Raw genomic sequence first — 15,201 nt, 5'->3', positions numbered from 1 at the left:
CGGCAGAAGGACGCGGCTGAGTGCAGGTCATGTTCTATGAACTCAGCCGCGACCCGGCGCATGCGGTGGTGCCCCTGCTGGCCCGCCGCATCGTCGAGGGCGGTGGCCGGGTGCTGGTGGTCTCCGCCGACGAGCAGCAGCGCGCCCGGATTTCCACCGCGCTGTGGTCGCACCGGCCCGATGGCTTCCTCGCCAACGGCCAGGTGGGCGAGGGGGGCGAGGAGCGCCAGCCGATCCTCCTCTCCGACATCCCCGATCCCGTGAACGCGGCCCGCTTCCTCGTCATCGCCGACGGCGTATGGTGCGAGGGCGAGGAGCCGTTCGAGCGCACCTTCTATCTCTTCGACGACGAGACCAAGCCGCAGGCGCGCGAGGTCTGGCGCGATCTGCGCGGGCGCGAGGGGGTGAAGAAGGAATACTGGGCGCAGGAACAGGGGCGCTGGACGAAGAAGGCGGAGGAGTAGGGAGCGTTGCGCCGTGCTGCGGAGGGGGCTTCGACAAGCTCAGCCTGAGCGGGCCGAGAGGTTTACACCACCCCCGCTCACCCTGAGCTTGTCGAAGGGTCACGGCTGAGCTTGTCGAAGCCCCCCGCAGCAGCGCGCAATGCCCGCCTTGCGGACAATCGCATTCCCCGCTAGGGGCGCGCCCAACAATAACGCCCTATCGCAAGGAATAGTCCCATGGCGGTCACCCGCACCTTCTCGATCATCAAGCCCGACGCCACCCGCCGCAACCTGACCGGCGCCGTCACCAAGATGCTCGAGGAAGCCGGCCTGCGCGTCGTCGCTTCCAAGCGCATCCAGATGAGCAAGGAACAGGCCGAGGGCTTCTACGCCGTCCACGCCGAGCGTCCGTTCTTCAACGACCTGGTTTCGTTCATGATTTCGGGCCCGGTCGTCGTTCAGGTGCTCGAGGGCGAGGACGCCGTGAAGCGCAACCGCGACATCATGGGCGCCACCAACCCCGAGAACGCCGATGCCGGCACCATCCGCAAGGAACTCGCCGAATCGATCGAGGCGAACTCGGTCCACGGTTCGGACTCGGAAGAGAACGCGGCGATCGAGATCGCCTACTTCTTCAAGCCGGAAGAGATCGTCGGCTGAAGCCGGCGGTTAATTCTTGGCAATAAGGATCAAGGTCGCCGGTTCCGGCGGCCTTTTTCTTTGCCGGTCTTACGGGGAAATGCCTATTCTCCCGCCGGTTCTCGGTCTGGAAGGGATATGCGCATGTTAAGGACGGTCGTGATCGCCGCGTCGTTGTCGTTCTGCGCGGCGGTGCTGATGTCGCGGGCCACCGGCCCGGACACCTCGCCGACGACCGGCCCGATCGCGGCGCAGGCGGCCACGGCGGAGGCGCACCGAGAGGATCGTACCGGCCAGGGCGATTGATCGGCACGGCGTTCGTTCCGCGTGTTTTCGGTTTGATACATCATGGATCGCTGCTGTATCCTTCGTCCGTAAAGGAGAGGCACGATGCAGGGCATGGGCGATGGTGCGGGCGAGGCCTGCCCGTTCGAATTCAACTTCGACGAGAAGACCTTCAAGGTCGGCGACACCGTCAGCTACCGCGTCAACGGCAGCCTCGAAGGCTTCCCTTTCGTCGGCACGCTGGTCGAGGTGCATGAGGATCACGTCCTGATCGCGGGAGACGCGCAGGATTCCGACAAGCGCTATCGCGGCACGCGGGAAAGCAGGCCGCAGGTCGACTATTCCGAGATCTGATCGCCGTTATCTACGTATTGATGCGGATGACGGCTTCAAGGCGCGCTTTACCATGAACGGCGATGGTTCTCCTTGCGGGGTGCGCAGGAGACCACATGACGTTCAGAGGCCTCGCGATCGCAGCCGGTGCGGCTGCCGCTTTTTTCGTATCCCCCGGCGCGGGTGCTCGGGAAACGTCCGGGGCGGTGAGCGTCGCCGTCACCGGCGGGACGCTCGGTATCGGACCGGAAGTGACCTTCCGGCCTTCGTCCATCATCGGCGTGCGCGCTTCGGCGACGTTTCTCGGGCTCGGGCACGATGTCGGGGTCGATGACATCGACTATCATGGCGATCTCAAACTGCGCTCGTGGGGTGCGAATGCGGATTTGTATCCCTTCGACAATGGACTGCGCCTGTCGGCGGGCCTGCGCGTCAGCCGCAACCGCATCGACCTCGTCGCCACGCCCGGCGAATCGGTGACGGTGGGCGAGACGGTCTATACGCCCGAACAGATCGGCACGATCGAAGGCAAGGTGAAGGCGCGCAAGGTCGCGCCGACCTTCACGCTGGGCTATGCGCGCAACCGCAGCAGGGGGCTCGCCTGGAGTATTGACGCCGGGGTGATGCTGCATGGCCGCCCGCGCACGTACGACGTGGTGGCGACGGGCGAACTCGCGACCAATCCCCTGTTCCAGGACGATCTCGCGCGCGAGCGGGCCGAGATCGAGGACAAGGTGGACGACTACAAGGTATACCCGATCGTCCAGCTCTCGATCGGCTATACGTTCTAGAACTGGTCCGCGGCGTCCAGCAGGGCGGTGAGCTTCCTGGGTGCCACGGCCCGCCAGGACCGGGCCAGCCAGTCGGAGATCGCCTCCCAGTCGGTATCGCCAAGATCGAGGCGGATGCCGAGCCAGCCGTCGCCGAAGTAGGCGGGGCGGAAGTAGCGCGCCTCGTCCTGCTCGATCATCATCGCCTGCTCGTCGAGCCCGCTGATCTTGACCAGCAGCGCGACGCGGCCGTCGCCGTGGTGGTCGGCGCTGAAATAGGCGAACTTCTTGCCCTTCACCACGCCGAAGCAGGCCATGCCGTGACTGACCGTCTCGTCGCTTTCCGGCTGGGCGAGGGCGCGCTCGCGCACCCGCCCCAGCAGCCATTCCGGGCTGGTCTCGCGCGTCACCAGGTCGGCGAGGCAGCGCGAATAGAGCTGGTGCTCGGCGATCAGCACGCGGCCCGCAAGCGTGTCGGCGGTGTCGCCCGGCAGGATCGCCACTGGCGTCTGGCCGAGGATCGGGCCGTCGTCCAGTTGGGCGGTGACGAGGTGGACGGTGACGCCGCCATGGCTGTCGCGCGCCTCGATCGCGCGGTCATGGGTGTGCAGGCCGGTGTACTTGGGCAGCAGCGAGGGGTGGATGTTGACCATCCGGCCTTCCCAGCCTGCGACGAATTCCGGCGTCAGGATGCGCATGTAGCCCGCCAGGGCCACCCACTGCGCGCCGCTGGCGCGAATCGCCGCGTCCATCGCCGCGTCATGCTCGGGCCGCTTCATGCCCTTGTGGCTGAGCGCGAAAGTCTTCACGCCTTCCGCTTCGGCGAGGCGCAGCCCCTTGGCCTCGGGATCGTTGGCCGCGACCAGCACGATCTCGTAAGGGCAGCCGGCCGCGCGGCTGGCATAGAGCAGCGCGGCCATGTTGGTGCCGCTTCCGGAAATCAGTACGGCGACTTTCTGGCGGGTCATTGCGTAATCCCGAACCGCGCGTTTTCCTGAACCGTCATCCCGAACTTGTTTCAGGATCCATTGCGCCTGGCGGCCGACACTGGGTGTGGCGCACGATGGACCCTGAAACAAGTTCAGGGTGACGAAGCTTGTGGCGACCGGTTGGCGACATCAACCGATGTGAACGGCTTCCCACGGCTCGCGCGCGGACCACGCCTCGGCCGATCCTGCCACGGTACAACCCTTTTCGCCCGGCTCGATGCGGCCGATGGTGAAGACGGTCTCTCCGGCGGCTTCGAGGTCGGCCTTGAGCGCCTCGGCCTCGTCGGCCGCGACCGCCAGCACCATGCCGACGCCGCAGTTGAAGGTGCGCGCCATCTCGCCCGGCTCGATGTTGCCCTGCGCCTGCAGGAACGCCATCAGGCGCGGCTGCGGCCAGGCATCGGCGTCGATGCGGGCGTGCAGGCCCTTGGGCAGCACGCGAGGAATGTTCTCCAGCAGGCCGCCGCCGGTGATGTGGGCGAGGGCGTGGATCCGGCCCGCGCGGATGAAGGGCAGCAGGCTCTTCACGTAGATGCGGGTCGGCGCGATCAGCGCGTCGATCAGCAGCGTGTCGGCATCGAACAGGGCAGGGCGGTTGAGCTTCCAGCCCTTGTCCTGCGCGAGTCGGCGCACCAGCGAGTAGCCGTTGGAATGGACGCCCGAAGAGGCGAGGCCGAGCAGCACGTCGCCGGCCGCGACCTTGTCGCCGGTCAGCTGCTCGCCGCGCTCTACCGCGCCGACGCAGAAGCCCGCGAGGTCATAGTCGCCGGCCGCATACATGCCCGGCATCTCGGCCGTCTCGCCGCCGATGAGGGCGCAGCCGGAAATCTTGCAGCCTTCCGCGATGCCCGCGACGACGCGCTCGGCGACGCCGTTCTCCAGCTTGCCGGTGGCGAAATAGTCGAGGAAGAACAGCGGCTCGGCGCCCTGCACGATAAGGTCGTTGACGCACATGGCGACGAGGTCGATGCCGATGTGGTCGTGGCGGTCGTGGTCGATCGCCAGCTTGACCTTGGTGCCGACGCCGTCGTTGGCGGCGACCAGCAGCGGATCCTTGTAGCCGGCCGCGCGCGGATCGAAGAAGCCGCCGAAGCCTCCCAACTCCGCATCGGCGCCGGGACGCGCGGTGGATTTCGCGAGCGGGGCGATGGCCTTGACCAGCGCATTTCCGGCGGCGATCGAGACGCCGGCCTGCTCGTAGCTGTAGCTCTTCGGGGAGTTATCGTCGGACATTGCGGCCGCCTAGCCGTTTGTGACTTGGATTTCCATCTTCGATTGGGCACAAGGCCCCCGGTTTCGACAATGGCGATCACGATCCTCCCAAAAACCCCTCGGACCGACCGGATGGGGACGGCCCGAAAGACGGCTCTCCTGTGGGGAGGCGCGGCCGCGCTGGCCGTCGCCGGCATCACCGGCGTGCAGCTTCTCGCGCAGATCGAGGGCGATCGCGGCATCGCGCCGCTCGCCAATTCGCAGGACATCCAGGTCAGCGGCATCACCGTGGACGTCACCGCCAAGACCGGCGCGCAGGCGCGTCTCGACGGGTGGAAACTGGCGGAAAAGGAAGCCTGGAAGAAGCTGGGCGGGCCGGACATGGCGGTCGAATCGATCGACGCGATGGTGTCCTCGGTGGTCATCGGTCACGAGCAGATCGGCCCGAAGCGCTATATCGCGACGCTCGGCGTTATCTTCGACAAGGCCAAGGCCGGGCAGTACGTCGGCGCGGGGGCGGGCTCGGGTCCGCGTTCGGCGCCATTGCTGCTGATCCCGGTGCTCGATTCGGGCGGGGTGCGGCAGGTCTTCGAGGTCCGCGGCCCGTGGCAGCGGGCCTGGGCGGAGTTCCAGGCGGCGACGAGCCCGGTGGACTACGTGCGGCCGACCGGCTCTGGCGGCGAATCGCTGATTCTCACCGCCGGGCAGACCTCGCGCCGCAGCCGCCTGTGGTGGCGCACCGTGCTGGGCCAGTTCGATGCCTCGGACGTGCTGATGCCGGTCGCGCGGCTGGAGCGGCAATGGCCGGGCGGTCCGATCAAGGGCACCTTCACGGCGCGTTACGGCCCGGACAGCGAAGTGCTCGGCAGCTTCACGATGGACGCCGCCAGCGAGCAGGATCTGCCGCGCATGCTGGACGAGGCGGTCACCCGCGTCGACGGGCTCTATCGCGAGGCGCTGGCGACCGGGCAACTGCGGCCCGATCCCTCGATCAACGCGGGCGGCGAGGCGCTGGACCGTGCCTTCGCCGAACTGCGCGAGAAACTGATGCCCAAGGGTGACGAGCCGGCGCTGGCGCCGCCGCCGCCCGCCCCGGTGATTCGCACCGAGGACGTCTCGGGCGCCCCGGTAGAGGCAGTCACCGTCCAGTTCGCGACGCCTGACGCCGCCGCCGTCGATGCCGCGCTCGCGGCCGTGCGCGGTGTTCCCGGCGTCCAGGGCGCGGCGACGGTCAGCCTGGCCATCGGCGGCACCTCGGTGATGCGCGTCTCGGTCGCGGGCGGGGGTGAGCGACTCGCCTCGGCCCTGCGCGCGCAGGGCTGGAAGGTTTCCGGCGGGGGCGCCTCGCTGAGGATCAGCCGCTAGGCTTCCTCGCGATGCGACAGATCGCCCTTCCGCTGTCCGCCGCGAGCGACAGTCCGCCGCGAATCGTCGTGGGCGAAGCCAATGCGCCCGCGATCGACGCACTCACATCGCCCGGCACCTGGCCATTCGGGGTCGCGATCCTTTCCGGCCCGCCGCGTTCGGGCAAATCGCTGCTGGCACGCTGGTTCGCCGAATCGGGGGCGGGGGACGCCATCGACGATGCACAGGAGGTGCCGGAGGACGCGCTTTTCCATCGCTGGAACCGAGCACAGGAACGGGCGCGGCCGCTGCTGGTCGTGGCGGACAAGCCGTTCATGCCCGGCGTCGGCGACAGCGATGCCGCGCACTGGCGGGTGCGATTGCCCGACTTGTCCTCGCGGCTGGGAGCGGCGCTCAACCTGACGATCGGCGAGCCGGACGACGAGATGCTGGTGGCACTGATGGAAGTTCATGCCGAAATGCGCGGCCTCGCACTCGATCATTCGGCAACGCAGTATCTTGTAGGACGTTGCACCCGTAGCCATGTGGGCGTCGAACACCTAGTCGCCGCGATCGACCGGCTCAGTCTGGAGCGCAAGTCGGCCCCCACAATGGCCATCTGGCGCGAAGCACTGGAAGAGACTAAAGGCGGCCGGGTTTAGTGCTTGTCTGAAAAATGCCCTCGCCGGGCATTTTTGAGACGGCGCCGGCCCTCTCCCCCACCCGGCCACCCATAGGGTACTGTCGTCGGGTGGCCGGGTGGGGGAGAGGGCCGGCGCCGCGAAATGCGCATCCTGCGCATTTCCAGACGTCAATGTGAGGGCGGCTTTGCGCGGTGGTTGCAAAGTGGATCGAATGATGGGAGTCTTGGGAAATGCTGGCTAATCTCGTCCGCTACCTGGATTCCGTCGTCGCGCGCGATCCCGCGCCGCGTTCGCGCTGGGAAGTGCTGCTCTATCCCGGCGTCTGGGCGCTGTTCTGGCACCGCATCGCACATGCTCTGTTCCAGGCCGACCTGTTCTTCCTCGCGCGCGTGGTGAACCACCTGTCGCGCTTCCTCACCGCCATCGACATCCATCCCGGCGCGCAGATCGGCCGCAACTTCTTCATCGACCACGGCTTCACCGTGATCGGCGAGACGGCGGTGATCGGCGACAACGTGACGATCTACCAGTGCGTGACGCTGGGCGGCTCCAATCCCACCAACGGCGTCGGCGGCAAACGCCACCCGACCCTGCTCGACAATGTGATCGTCGGCTCGGGCGCGCAGATCATCGGCCCGGTCACCATCGGCCGCCGCGCCCGCATCGGCGCCAGCGCGGTAGTGACCGAGGACGTGCCCGAAGGCGCGACGATGATCGGGCTCAAGGCCCGCTCTACGCTGGTCAAGGCGGAGACCTGGGCCAGGGAATTCATGCCTTACGGCACCCCCTGCAAGGAGCCGTGCGAGCCCACCGGCGGCAACCAGCGCGTCGACGATCTGGAACAGCAGGTCGCCCTGCTGCGCGCGCAAGTCGAGGAACTGCTCGCCGAGCGCGTCCAGCCCGCGCGCGAGAACGAGCGGTGGTGACCGGCTGAATGGCGGCAGGCGGCCCCGTTACCGGCAGCATCATCGCCTTTCCCGGCGCGCAGGCGGCTTCGCAGGTCGGCTTCGACCGGCTCGAACTACAGCGCATCCTCGATCTCTACGGCCGCATGGTCGCGGCGGGGCTGTGGCGTGACTACGCGATGGACTTCACGCGTGAGGCAGCCAGCTTCAGCGCCTTTCGCCGCGCTGCCGAACGCCCGCAGGCGCGGGTCGAGAAACGCCCGGCGCTGCGCGGCAAGCAGGGCATGTGGACGCTGTTCGGCGAAGTGGGGCAGGTGCTCAAGCGCGGGCACGACTTGTCGAACGTGCTGAGCCCGCTGGAACGCAAGCTGCTCAAGGTCGTCGAGGACTGACTGTTCGGAGTGCTGACGGCGGTGTTGCGGCGCATTGGGGTGCTTCGCCCCGCTTGCATAACGAGACTTCTGAATTGCAGGTTACACGCCATGGCGGACGTTGGACATGATCGTCATCCCGGCGCATGCCGGGACCGTGGGCCGTCTTTAGGCGCAACCTTGCGCCGGGGCGCCCTGACGATGGCCATCGCCTCAAGATTTGCTCACGGTCCCGGCATGCGCCGGGATGACGGATGACCGCTTCCCACCCGAAGCCGCCATCACCCTGAACATGCCTTCCATCTTCCTCGCATGGTGTTTCCTTGCGCCCGCGCCCGGTGTAATCCCGCCCTCATGATCCGCCTCGTCAAGACCGTCATCCTCATCGCCGTGCTGTGCACCGTCACCTGGTTCGGCGCCCACTGGTATGCCGCGTACCGCGTGCGCACCGCCTTCGCCGAGGCCGGGCTGAACGACAGGGCCGCCGCGTGCATGGGCGAGCGTCTCGTGCGCAAGCTGTCGCTGCGCCAGATACACAAGCTCACCGCGTTGCAGAAGGCCGCGCATACGCCCGGGGGCATGGTCGAGGCCGCCCGCGAGATCGATGATCCGCGCGTGGTCAAGGTGACGGCGACCTCGCTGCTCTTGTGCAGCAGTGGACTATCCCGCTAGGGCTCACGGCGACAATCGCCGGAGTTCTCCTTGACGCTCGCACCCTACGCCTCCGACCCGTCCCGTTCGCGCGGGCGCGAGTTTTCGATCGAGAACGGCATCGCCCGCGGCGCGCGCAGCCCCTATCAGCGTGACCGCGACCGGATCATCCATTCGATCGCGTTCCGGCGGTTGCGTTACAAGACGCAGGTGTTCGTGGCCCCCGATGGCGACCACTACCGCGTGCGCCTGACGCACAGTCTGGAAGTGGCGCAGATCGCCCGCGTGATCGCGCGCATTCTGGGGCTCGACGAGGATCTGACCGAGGCATTGGCGCTGGCGCACGATATCGGTCATCCGCCGTTCGGTCATGCCGGGGAGGACGCGCTCGACGCCGCGCTCCACAAGGCGGGCGGGTTCGATCACAACGCCCATACGCTGCGCACGCTGATGCGGCTGGACAGCCCCTATTGCGAGCACGACGGTCTCAACCTGACGTGGGAGACGCTGGAGGGCCTGGCCAAGCACAACGGCCCGGTGCTGGAGCCGACCTGGGCGCTGGCCGAACTCGATGCCGCGTACAATCTCGACCTCGGCACCCATGCCTCGCTTGAGGCGCAGGTCGCGGCGCTGTCTGACGACATCGCCTATGACAACCACGATATCGACGATGGCCTGCGCGCGGGGTTTCTCGACCTCGACGAACTGCTGGCGCATCCTTTCGTGTTCGATCACTGGGCCGAGGTGGAGCGCCGCTATCCCGGCGTGCCGCTCGACCGGCAGTTGGCGGAGCTGATCCGCAGCCAGATCGGCGTCATGGTCAACGATCTCGTCGCGCAGACGCAGAAGAATCTCGTCGGCGTGGGCAGCATTGAGGAGGTTCGTAACGCGGGCAAGGCACTGGTGGCCTTCTCGCCCGAGATGGCCGAGGGTGAGCGTGCCTTCAAGCGCTTCATGTACGAGAAGCTGTACTACCACCCGGAGCAGTTGGAGACGGCGAAGCGTGCGCGGGCGCTGCTGGCGGAACTCTATTCGGCCTACTCGCAGGAGACGGTGCTGATGGACGAAAGCTGGATCGATACGATGCCGCGTTACGAGCCCGCCCGCAGCCGCCATATCGCCGACTACATCGCCGGCATGACCGACCGCTTCGCTATCGCCCGCCATGCGGAGATCTACGGCCGTACGCCCGAGGGCCTGAGCAATGTCTAGGCTCTGACGATGGCGCAGGGGGTAACGAGAATCTGCCTGGTCGGCGCGACCGGGCTGGTCGGCTCTGCCGTGATGGCCGAGGCGGTCGGGCGCGAGGACGTGCGGATCGTCGGTGTCGGCCGGCGCGAGGCGGTGCTGCCGCCGGGTGCGCGCATGGAGATGCTGGTGGGCGAGCCGATCGACTGGCCCGGGCTGATCCGCGCGGCGCAGGCCGACGTGCTGGTCTGCGCGCTGGGTACCACGATCAGGGCGGCAGGCAGCCAGGAGCAGTTCCGCGCGGTCGATTACGATCTCGTCCGTTTTACCGCCGAGGCGGCGCGGGGCGCGGGGATCAATCGCATGATCGTGGTGTCGTCCGTGGAGGCCGACCGGGCGAGCACGAATTTCTATCTCAGCGTCAAGGGTGAGGCGGAAGAGGCGCTGGGGCGGCTCGGCTTCGGACGGCTCGACGTGCTGCGGCCAAGCCTGCTGCGCGGTGCGCGCGAGGAGCAGCGGCCGCTGGAGCGGGCATGGCAGCTGGCCGCACCGATCGCGGATCACCTTGCGCTGCATGGCAGACTGCGCCGGTTCCGATCAATCCGGGCGCGCGACGTGGCGCGGGCGATCCTGGGACTGTCGCGGGAGAAGGCGCAAGGACGCTTCGTGCACGAGCATGACGCGCTGAAGCGGACCGCGCTCCCCGCGTAGCTTTCGTCTTGCGCTCATCCTTGTTTCAGGGGCCATCGCTTCGCCCTACATGCCCTGCGGGACAACCACCTGACGAACCCTTCGCCAAACCCTGGAGGCGAGGGAAAAGGTGAACGGGCCAGCTCGATCGACATGCGATACCCGCAGGGCGCCGGTGCAAGGTGGGAGTTGGTGCCATGCAACGGCAGATTTCCGTCATCACCTTCGGCGTTGCGGATGTCACAGCGCTGGCTCTTGATGTCGCAAGCGAGTCCGCCGTCGATGCTGCTATGCCCCGCCTCGCTCTCGCCAGATGCACCGTGCCGCGCTCTGCCGCCAGTTCACCGCATCACGGTCGTCGTGGATATGTCGCTGATTCGTACGGTCATGCGCCGGAAATCGCTTGGAATCCGGCGCAGACCGTGGATAACGCGGGACATGTCACATTCGGGGCCTGATCCAAGGCCCTTGCCAGCGCCCTTGCCAGTCTTTAGGGCGACTAGCGTAATTCAAACCCGCCTATTTTCGAAGGGGTCTATACACATGAGCGATACCGCCGATCGGGTTAAGAAGATCGTCGTCGAGCACCTTGGCGTCGAAGCCGAGAAGGTCACCGAGGACGCCAGCTTCATCGACGATCTGGGCGCCGACTCGCTCGACATCGTCGAGCTGGTCATGGCGTTCGAAGAAGAATTCGGCGTCGAGATTCCCGACGATGCCGCCGAGAAGATCAGCACCGTCTCCGATGCCATCAAGTACATCGAAGAGAACAAGGGTTAATCCCTGAGGCTGATCTGGCGTCTTGCATTTTCGCGCCTCGCTCGTGAGGGGTGGGGCGTGAATGCAACACCGGATTGAAATCGACAGGCTCGCCCTCTAAGGGGGCGAGCCTGTCGCCGTTTTCGCCCAGCCGATCCGGGTTGCGAATTTCGGCCGTTTGAGAGTTTCGGAGAGCTTATGCGTCGTGTCGTCGTAACCGGACTTGGTCTCGTCACCCCCCTGGGCGCTGACGTGGAGACCGTTTGGGCCAACCTCCTTGCCGGCAAGTCGGGCGCAGGGCCGATCACCAAGTTCGATGCTTCGGACCAGAAGTGCCGCATCGCCGCCGAGGTGAAGCCGGCCGACCATGAATACGGGTTCGACGCCAATAAGCGTGTCGATCACAAGGTTCAGCGCCAGGTCGATCCCTTCATCGTCTTCGGCATCGACGCCGCCGGCCAGGCGATCGAGGACGCGGGCCTCACCGACATGGACGAGGCGACCCGCCTGATGGCCGGTTGCTCGATCGGTTCGGGCATCGGCGGCCTGCCGGGCATCGAAAGCGAATCGCTGGTGCTGGCGAACAAGGGTCCGGCCCGCGTCTCGCCGCACTTCGTGCATGGCCGACTCATCAACCTGATCTCGGGCCAGGTCTCGATCAAGTACGGCCTGATGGGCCCGAACCACGCTGTCGTCACCGCCTGCTCGACCGGCGCCCACTCGATCGGCGACGCCGCGCGCATGATCAAGGACGGCGACGCCGACATCATGCTGGCAGGCGGCGCGGAAAGCACCATCTGCCCGATCGGCATCGCCGGCTTCGCGCAGGCGCGCGCCCTCTCCACCTCGTTCAACGACGAGCCGGAGAAGGCCAGCCGCCCCTACGACAAGGACCGCGACGGCTTCCTGATGGGCGAGGGCGCAGGCGTCGTCGTGCTCGAGGAATATGAGCACGCGAAGGCCCGCGGCGCCAAGATCTACTGCGAAGTCCTCGGCTACGGCCTTTCGGGCGACGCATACCACGTCACCGCGCCGCACCCGGAAGGCTCGGGCGCGTACCGCTCGATGGCGATGGCGCTGCGCAAGGCGGGGCTTGAGCCCAAGGACATCGACTACATCAACGCCCACGGCACCTCGACCCCGCTGGGCGACGAACTGGAACTGGGCGCGGTGCGCCGCCTGTTCGGCGAAGCGATCGACGGCGTCTCGATGAGTTCGACCAAGTCGGCGATCGGCCACCTTCTCGGCGGTGCAGGCGCGGTCGAATCGATCTTCTGCATCCTTGCGCTGCGCGACCAGATCGTCCCGCCGACCCTCAACCTCGACAACCCGAGCGAGAGCTGCATCGGCGTCGACCTCGTGCCTCACGTCGCCAAGAAGCGCGAAGTGCGGGCGGTGCTCAACAACAGCTTCGGGTTCGGCGGTACCAACGCCAGCCTGGTGATGCGTAAGATCGACTGAGACAAATCCCATGATCTCCCGGCGCGGATGCGGCCTGGCGGCAATCGTCGCCGTTCTCTTCGTCGGGAGCCTCTGGGCGTTCTTCGGCGGCTGGTACGGCTCCGGCCCGCTGGACAAGCAGCAGCACTTCATCGTCCCCACCGGCGCCAGCCTTGGCGACGTGGCGGACCGGCTGGAAAAGCAGGGCGTGATCGCCTCCGCCACCGGCTTCAAGCTGCGCGCGCGCGTGTTCGGCGGCGGCAGCGGGATCAAGGCGGGCGAATTCGCCATCCCCGCCCACGCCAGCCCCTCGCGCGTGCTGGCGATCATCTCCAGCGACGAGATCATCCGCCGCTTCGTGACGGTGCCCGAAGGCATGCCCTCGGTCATGGTCTACGACCGCCTCAAGGCGCAGACCGCGCTGACCGGCGATGTCTCGGTGCCGGAAGAAGGCTCGATCCTGCCCGACACCTACAACTTCGAGAACGGCGAGCCGCGCGAGGAACTGGTGCGGCGCATGCAGGCGGCGATGAGCCGCACGCTCAAGGAACTGTGGGCGAACCGCGCCAAGGGTCTCGTCGTCAAGACGCCCGAGGAGGCGCTGACGCTGGCCTCGATCGTCGAGAAGGAAACCGGCAAGCCCTCCGAGCGCCGCATGGTCGCCGGGCTCTATTCCAACCGCCTGCGCACCGGCATGCTGCTGCAGGCGGACCCGACGATCATCTACCCGATCACCAAGGGCAAACGCCTCGGCCGCCGCATCCTCCAGTCGGAGATCCAGGCGGTCAACGGCTACAATACCTACACGATGGTCGGCCTGCCCAAGGGGCCGATCACCAACCCCAGCCGCGAATCGATCGCGGCGGTGCTGAACCCGGCGAAGACCGACGCGCTCTACATGGTCGCCGACGGCACCGGCGGCCACGCCTTTGCAGGCACCCTGGCCGAGCACAACCGCAACGTCGCCAAGTGGTTCGCCATCCGCCGCGAGCGGGGGGAGTTGTAAGAACCCGTTCGCAAATCCGCCGAGGGCGGATTTGAGCGGCACCGGCCCGCGCATATAGTAGCGAGGCGAGGGCGATTCCGAAGATCACGGCCGGGAACACCGCCGCCGACCACCCCTTGGCCGCGACGATCCCGAAGCCGAGGAAGCTCCAGCCGAACTGCAAGGCGACGCCCGCGAGCGAAAGCGCGAAGAACACCCACGCGATCTCGCGTCGCAGCAGGAGCAGAACGGCGCCGATGGTGCCGCCCCAGACCGCAACGGCGTAGGCGCCCCATGCCCACGCGGGCATGGCGTGGAATGCCGCTGCGGTGACCGGATCGTCCTTGGCAAGGGGATCGAGATCGGCATTGACCTGCATCAGGTATGCGGCATCGCCCAGCAGGTTCCAGAGCAGGATGGCAATTGCGACGAAGGTGAATGCGCGCATGGTCTTCCCCCGTTTGACCGTCCCTCCCCAGGTACGGACTTTGCGACGAACTTTGCCTGCACCCGTCCGTTCTGGCAATCGGGACGGGAGACCTGCGTTCGGCCAGGGGTGGAGATTCGATGCCGCGACATGCTGAGAACCAAGCCCCCGCGGACTGGATCGCCAGAGGGCCGCGCAAGGCAGGGGCGCCGCTTCTGGTCACCGCTGAACTCCCCAGGGACGTGCTCGCATGGACCGACGCCTTGCGGAGGGAGCACTATCCTCCGGACCGGAACCGCCTGCAAGCGCACGTAACCTTGTTCCACGCGCTGCCCGCGTCGGTGGAGGACGAACTCCTCGAAGTGCTCACGGACCTCGCGCGGGCCTCTCCCCCGACGGCCCGGATCGACGGGTTGATGAAGCTCGATACGGGCACTGCGCTTGCCGTCCACAGTCCGGCGATGGTCGAACTCCATGGCCTGATCGCCGAGCGCATGCACGGGCTGCTGACGCAGCAGGATGCGCAGCCGCTGAAGCTTCATGTGACCATCCAGAACAAGGTCACGGCGCAGGCAGCCAGGTTGCTGCAGGCGCAATTGGCGGCACGTCTGGAGCCGACTGCGTTCCGTTTCCGGGGCTTTGGTCTTTATGCCTGGGAGGAGGGATTGTGGCGTCCGATCCGGCTCGTCATTTTTCGTGGCTGACGATGTTTTTCGGTGTTGACCGATGCGGACCTTGCCCCTAGAGGACGCGGCCTGCCCCGCAGCAACGGGGCACCAGATCGAGCTTCCCGAGCGGGAAGCTTTGGTATGGCGGAGTAGCTCAGTCGGTTAGAGCAGCGGAATCATAATCCGCGTGTCGGGGGTTCGAGTCCCTCCTCCGCTACCATCCATTTCTCTGCTGCTAGGCATAGAGAAGTATGCAGGGTAGCTACCTGTTCGGAGCGCATCGATTGCCTCCGCGACCAGCGGCTTTTGTCAGTCGCATCCCTCGGATAAAAATATTTTTGGCAAAAGATCGCTGGTCGGTGATCGATATTCGACACCGTAGCTTATCCTTGCGGGTGACCAAAGAGGGCGATTGCTGAATGGCATCGCGGACCTGCACGAGGGGGCGATGGCGACCC

19 protein-coding genes and 1 tRNA gene are annotated in these 15,201 nt (G+C 66.6%); 18 read left to right on the top strand and 2 right to left on the bottom strand.

Annotated features, from left to right (window positions below):
• The first annotated feature begins 29 nt into the window (after nucleotides 1-29).
• From V2S85_RS02405 to V2S85_RS02385, 5 genes are all read left to right on the top strand, one after another.
• Nucleotides 30-464: a DNA polymerase III subunit chi gene (locus tag V2S85_RS02405; RefSeq protein WP_419198158.1), complete on the top strand. Its 435-nt coding sequence runs from the start codon at nucleotides 30-32 to the stop codon at nucleotides 462-464.
• A 216-nt stretch (nucleotides 465-680) separates the two neighbouring features.
• The gene (gene ndk / locus V2S85_RS02400; protein ID WP_036524317.1) at nucleotides 681-1,103 is read left to right on the top strand and encodes a nucleoside-diphosphate kinase; all 423 of its coding nucleotides are present in this window, start codon (nucleotides 681-683) and stop codon (nucleotides 1,101-1,103) included.
• A gap of 123 nt (nucleotides 1,104-1,226) precedes the next feature.
• Nucleotides 1,227-1,388: a hypothetical protein gene (locus V2S85_RS02395; protein WP_330701265.1), complete on the top strand. Its 162-nt coding sequence runs from the start codon at nucleotides 1,227-1,229 to the stop codon at nucleotides 1,386-1,388.
• An 84-nt stretch (nucleotides 1,389-1,472) separates the two neighbouring features.
• Nucleotides 1,473-1,721: a hypothetical protein gene (locus tag V2S85_RS02390; RefSeq protein ID WP_330701264.1), complete on the top strand. Its 249-nt coding sequence runs from the start codon at nucleotides 1,473-1,475 to the stop codon at nucleotides 1,719-1,721.
• A 95-nt stretch (nucleotides 1,722-1,816) separates the two neighbouring features.
• Entirely contained in the window at nucleotides 1,817-2,491 is a 675-nt protein-coding gene (locus V2S85_RS02385) for a hypothetical protein (RefSeq protein WP_330701263.1), read from the top strand.
• Here V2S85_RS02385 and purN read toward each other — a convergent pair.
• Together purN and purM are read right to left on the bottom strand one after the other, a co-directional pair.
• Nucleotides 2,488-3,438, bottom strand: a complete 951-nt coding sequence (purN, locus tag V2S85_RS02380; protein WP_330701262.1) for a phosphoribosylglycinamide formyltransferase — start codon at nucleotides 3,436-3,438, stop codon at nucleotides 2,488-2,490. The genes V2S85_RS02385 and purN overlap by 4 nt on opposite strands.
• Nucleotides 3,439-3,588: 150 nt before the next feature.
• Nucleotides 3,589-4,692: a phosphoribosylformylglycinamidine cyclo-ligase gene (gene purM, locus V2S85_RS02375; RefSeq protein ID WP_330701261.1), complete on the bottom strand. Its 1,104-nt coding sequence runs from the start codon at nucleotides 4,690-4,692 to the stop codon at nucleotides 3,589-3,591.
• 69 nt (nucleotides 4,693-4,761) lie between these two features.
• Between purM and V2S85_RS02370 the strand changes: the two genes are divergently transcribed.
• From V2S85_RS02370 to V2S85_RS02310, 13 genes are all read left to right on the top strand, one after another.
• Nucleotides 4,762-6,036, top strand: a complete 1,275-nt coding sequence (locus V2S85_RS02370; RefSeq protein ID WP_419198153.1) for a heavy-metal-associated domain-containing protein — start codon at nucleotides 4,762-4,764, stop codon at nucleotides 6,034-6,036.
• Nucleotides 6,037-6,047: 11 nt separating this feature from the next.
• Nucleotides 6,048-6,677, top strand: a complete 630-nt coding sequence (locus tag V2S85_RS02365; protein WP_330701259.1) for an HdaA/DnaA family protein — start codon at nucleotides 6,048-6,050, stop codon at nucleotides 6,675-6,677.
• A 212-nt stretch (nucleotides 6,678-6,889) separates the two neighbouring features.
• Nucleotides 6,890-7,585, top strand: a complete 696-nt coding sequence (epsC, locus tag V2S85_RS02360; protein WP_330701258.1) for a serine O-acetyltransferase EpsC — start codon at nucleotides 6,890-6,892, stop codon at nucleotides 7,583-7,585.
• Nucleotides 7,586-7,593: 8 nt separating this feature from the next.
• Complete coding sequence (locus V2S85_RS02355; RefSeq protein WP_330701257.1) at nucleotides 7,594-7,956, top strand: DUF2794 domain-containing protein; 363 nt, start codon at nucleotides 7,594-7,596, stop codon at nucleotides 7,954-7,956.
• A 333-nt stretch (nucleotides 7,957-8,289) separates the two neighbouring features.
• On the top strand, nucleotides 8,290-8,607 hold the full coding sequence (locus V2S85_RS02350; protein WP_330701256.1) for a hypothetical protein: 318 nt from the start codon (nucleotides 8,290-8,292) through the stop codon (nucleotides 8,605-8,607).
• A 30-nt stretch (nucleotides 8,608-8,637) separates the two neighbouring features.
• Entirely contained in the window at nucleotides 8,638-9,798 is a 1,161-nt protein-coding gene (locus tag V2S85_RS02345; RefSeq protein WP_330701255.1) for a deoxyguanosinetriphosphate triphosphohydrolase, read from the top strand.
• A gap of 9 nt (nucleotides 9,799-9,807) precedes the next feature.
• On the top strand, nucleotides 9,808-10,485 hold the full coding sequence (locus tag V2S85_RS02340) for an NAD(P)H-binding protein (RefSeq protein WP_330701254.1): 678 nt from the start codon (nucleotides 9,808-9,810) through the stop codon (nucleotides 10,483-10,485).
• 176 nt (nucleotides 10,486-10,661) lie between these two features.
• Nucleotides 10,662-10,922: a hypothetical protein gene (locus tag V2S85_RS02335; protein ID WP_330701253.1), complete on the top strand. Its 261-nt coding sequence runs from the start codon at nucleotides 10,662-10,664 to the stop codon at nucleotides 10,920-10,922.
• 85 nt (nucleotides 10,923-11,007) lie between these two features.
• Complete coding sequence (locus V2S85_RS02330) at nucleotides 11,008-11,244, top strand: acyl carrier protein (RefSeq protein ID WP_007679564.1); 237 nt, start codon at nucleotides 11,008-11,010, stop codon at nucleotides 11,242-11,244.
• Nucleotides 11,245-11,421: 177 nt separating this feature from the next.
• Nucleotides 11,422-12,684: a beta-ketoacyl-ACP synthase II gene (gene fabF / locus V2S85_RS02325; protein ID WP_330701252.1), complete on the top strand. Its 1,263-nt coding sequence runs from the start codon at nucleotides 11,422-11,424 to the stop codon at nucleotides 12,682-12,684.
• A 10-nt stretch (nucleotides 12,685-12,694) separates the two neighbouring features.
• Nucleotides 12,695-13,669 (top strand): endolytic transglycosylase MltG, encoded by a 975-nt coding sequence (mltG, locus tag V2S85_RS02320; RefSeq protein ID WP_330701251.1) that lies wholly within the window; start codon nucleotides 12,695-12,697, stop codon nucleotides 13,667-13,669.
• A 546-nt stretch (nucleotides 13,670-14,215) separates the two neighbouring features.
• Nucleotides 14,216-14,779, top strand: a complete 564-nt coding sequence (locus tag V2S85_RS02315; RefSeq protein ID WP_330701250.1) for a 2'-5' RNA ligase family protein — start codon at nucleotides 14,216-14,218, stop codon at nucleotides 14,777-14,779.
• A gap of 107 nt (nucleotides 14,780-14,886) precedes the next feature.
• A tRNA-Met gene (locus tag V2S85_RS02310) sits at nucleotides 14,887-14,963 on the top strand.
• Nucleotides 14,964-15,201 lie beyond the last annotated feature (238 nt).

It is taken from the genome of Novosphingobium resinovorum, from assembly GCF_036352595.1.
Lineage (GTDB): Bacteria > Pseudomonadota > Alphaproteobacteria > Sphingomonadales > Sphingomonadaceae > Novosphingobium > Novosphingobium resinovorum_B.
Note: the sequence above shows the minus strand (reverse complement) of the source record. Positions and strands in the feature narration are given on the sequence as shown.

Bases quoted from the DNA above. Each gene is read 5' to 3' on its own strand.
- V2S85_RS02405 (WP_419198158.1), top strand. From the start codon at position 30: ATGTTCTATGAACTCAGCCGCGACCCGGCGCATGCGGTGGTGCCCCTG.
- ndk (WP_036524317.1), top strand. From the start codon at position 681: ATGGCGGTCACCCGCACCTTCTCGATCATCAAGCCCGACGCCACCCGC.
- V2S85_RS02395 (WP_330701265.1), top strand. From the start codon at position 1,227: ATGTTAAGGACGGTCGTGATCGCCGCGTCGTTGTCGTTCTGCGCGGCG.
- V2S85_RS02390 (WP_330701264.1), top strand. From the start codon at position 1,473: ATGCAGGGCATGGGCGATGGTGCGGGCGAGGCCTGCCCGTTCGAATTC.
- V2S85_RS02385 (WP_330701263.1), top strand. From the start codon at position 1,817: ATGACGTTCAGAGGCCTCGCGATCGCAGCCGGTGCGGCTGCCGCTTTT.
- purN (WP_330701262.1), bottom strand. From the start codon at position 3,438: ATGACCCGCCAGAAAGTCGCCGTACTGATTTCCGGAAGCGGCACCAAC.
- purM (WP_330701261.1), bottom strand. From the start codon at position 4,692: ATGTCCGACGATAACTCCCCGAAGAGCTACAGCTACGAGCAGGCCGGC.
- V2S85_RS02370 (WP_419198153.1), top strand. From the start codon at position 4,762: ATGGCGATCACGATCCTCCCAAAAACCCCTCGGACCGACCGGATGGGG.
- V2S85_RS02365 (WP_330701259.1), top strand. From the start codon at position 6,048: ATGCGACAGATCGCCCTTCCGCTGTCCGCCGCGAGCGACAGTCCGCCG.
- epsC (WP_330701258.1), top strand. From the start codon at position 6,890: ATGCTGGCTAATCTCGTCCGCTACCTGGATTCCGTCGTCGCGCGCGAT.
- V2S85_RS02355 (WP_330701257.1), top strand. From the start codon at position 7,594: ATGGCGGCAGGCGGCCCCGTTACCGGCAGCATCATCGCCTTTCCCGGC.
- V2S85_RS02350 (WP_330701256.1), top strand. From the start codon at position 8,290: ATGATCCGCCTCGTCAAGACCGTCATCCTCATCGCCGTGCTGTGCACC.
- V2S85_RS02340 (WP_330701254.1), top strand. From the start codon at position 9,808: ATGGCGCAGGGGGTAACGAGAATCTGCCTGGTCGGCGCGACCGGGCTG.
- V2S85_RS02335 (WP_330701253.1), top strand. From the start codon at position 10,662: ATGCAACGGCAGATTTCCGTCATCACCTTCGGCGTTGCGGATGTCACA.
- V2S85_RS02330 (WP_007679564.1), top strand. From the start codon at position 11,008: ATGAGCGATACCGCCGATCGGGTTAAGAAGATCGTCGTCGAGCACCTT.
- fabF (WP_330701252.1), top strand. From the start codon at position 11,422: ATGCGTCGTGTCGTCGTAACCGGACTTGGTCTCGTCACCCCCCTGGGC.
- mltG (WP_330701251.1), top strand. From the start codon at position 12,695: ATGATCTCCCGGCGCGGATGCGGCCTGGCGGCAATCGTCGCCGTTCTC.
- V2S85_RS02315 (WP_330701250.1), top strand. From the start codon at position 14,216: ATGCCGCGACATGCTGAGAACCAAGCCCCCGCGGACTGGATCGCCAGA.